Genomic DNA, 1651 nt, shown 5'->3' on the forward strand with positions numbered 1-1651 from the left:
CGGTGTTTGTCAACAATGATGTCCGCTTTTTCATGCAACAAGCTTCATGGTTTCCGGTAGCTCTTCATTGACCTTATCCGGGTTGAGCCAGACCTTGTCTATGCGCTTCCAGTTGCGCACGGTACGACCGCGCCAGCGGTCAGGATTGGCTTCTTTGGCCCTCTCATACACCGCTGTACGTTCAGTCAGGATGTGACGGTCCAGACCCGCGTGGCGCTGGGCGGGCGTGACGAACTGGATGCCGCTGTGACGATGCTCGGTGTTGTACCAAGTGACGAACCGCTGCACCCAAGAGCGAGCCTGGTCAATGTCCGCGAAGCGCTTCCTGGGATAGGCCGGCGTATATTTCAACGTCTTGAAGAGTGACTCCGAGAAGGGATTGTCATCACTCACCGATGGGCGGCTAAACGACGGCACCACACCTAGGTTTTGCAGGGTCGCCAGCATCGTGGCACCCTTCATCGGGCCACCATTATCCGAGTGCAGCACCAACTGGTCGCGTCTGACGCCGTGACGCAAACAGGCCTTGCTAATCAAGGCTGCCGCATGGTGAGACGACTCCTCATGATGAACCTCCCAGCCAACGATCATGCGGCTGAAGACATCCATCACCAAGTACAAGCGGTGGAACTGGCCACGCACGGCGGCAGGCAAGAACGTAATATCCCAGGACCAGACCTGGCCCGCCGCCGTTGCCGCCCACGCTCGAGGCTTGTCCACGATGGGATGGGCCTGAGCACGGCCACGCCGGTTTGTCTGCCCATGCGCTTTGAGTACTCGGTAGAAGCTCGATTCCGAGGCGATATAGACGCCTCGGTCTGCCAGCCGGGGCACGATCTGAGACGGTGGCAAGCTCTGATGCTCGGCACTGTTGCAGGTCGCCAGGATATGCTCCTTTTCGACTGGGCTGAGCGCATGGGTGCTTGGTTTGCGGGCAGCACCCTTGCGACCATCCACTAGGCTGTCGGCACCACGCCAGCGGCGCAGCGTGCGGCATGTAATACCCAGTACCTCGCACGCCTTGTTGCGGCGGGCGCGGGCTTGCACGGCCTGGTCAATCAGGAGGATGGCCATCTGTTTCATCGGCTCGGGAATCAGTCGTCCGCGCCGCTGCCCCAGATGGCCTGGGCTTTTTTTGACAGTATCAGAAGCGCTGCCGCCTCGGCCAGTGCTTGCTCTTTGCGTCGCAGTTCCTTTTCCAGCTTGCGGCTCTTTTTACGCTCCGCGGCAAGTTGCGCCTTGTCGGCCGACGTGCCCTGCGAGTCCACCGCCTCAAACGCTTCTTTCCACGCGTCGAGTTGTTCCGGGTACAGGCCATGTTCGCGGCAATACGTCGAGCGCTCGGCCTCGTTCATCGGGGCCGTCTGGATCACCGCCGCCAGCTTAGCGCGGGCATCCCAGCGATCAGGGTTGGACGGTTTAGCGGGCACAACGAATCCTTTGGATTGAAACTGCTTCTTCCAAGCATACAGCGTGGGCGTCGAGATCCCGGTTTCGCGAGCGAGCTGGGCTACCGTCTGGTTGTTAGGTGGCATCATTTTCCTGACGATTTGCTCTTTGAGCTCAGGGCTATAGGCGGACATGAAAACACTCCAACCGCCCCCTCATCTATTAGGTTCAAGTGACCGGACATCTATTGTGACAGAGGGGG

General features: G+C 59.5%; 1 protein-coding gene. It reads right to left on the reverse strand.

Translation table 11 applies throughout. From position 1 onward, the window contains the following. Positions 1 to 30 precede the first annotated feature (30 nt). A protein-coding gene (locus CR155_RS20565) for an IS3 family transposase (protein ID WP_233214441.1) occupies positions 31 to 1583 on the reverse strand; the annotation gives its coding sequence in 2 pieces (ribosomal slippage) (positions 31 to 1130 and positions 1130 to 1583; 1554 coding nt in all). Between the last annotated feature and the right edge of the window lie 68 nt (positions 1584 to 1651).

Origin of the sequence: Pollutimonas nitritireducens (assembly GCF_002849615.1) — a bacterium.
GTDB lineage: Bacteria > Pseudomonadota > Gammaproteobacteria > Burkholderiales > Burkholderiaceae_B > Pollutimonas > Pollutimonas nitritireducens.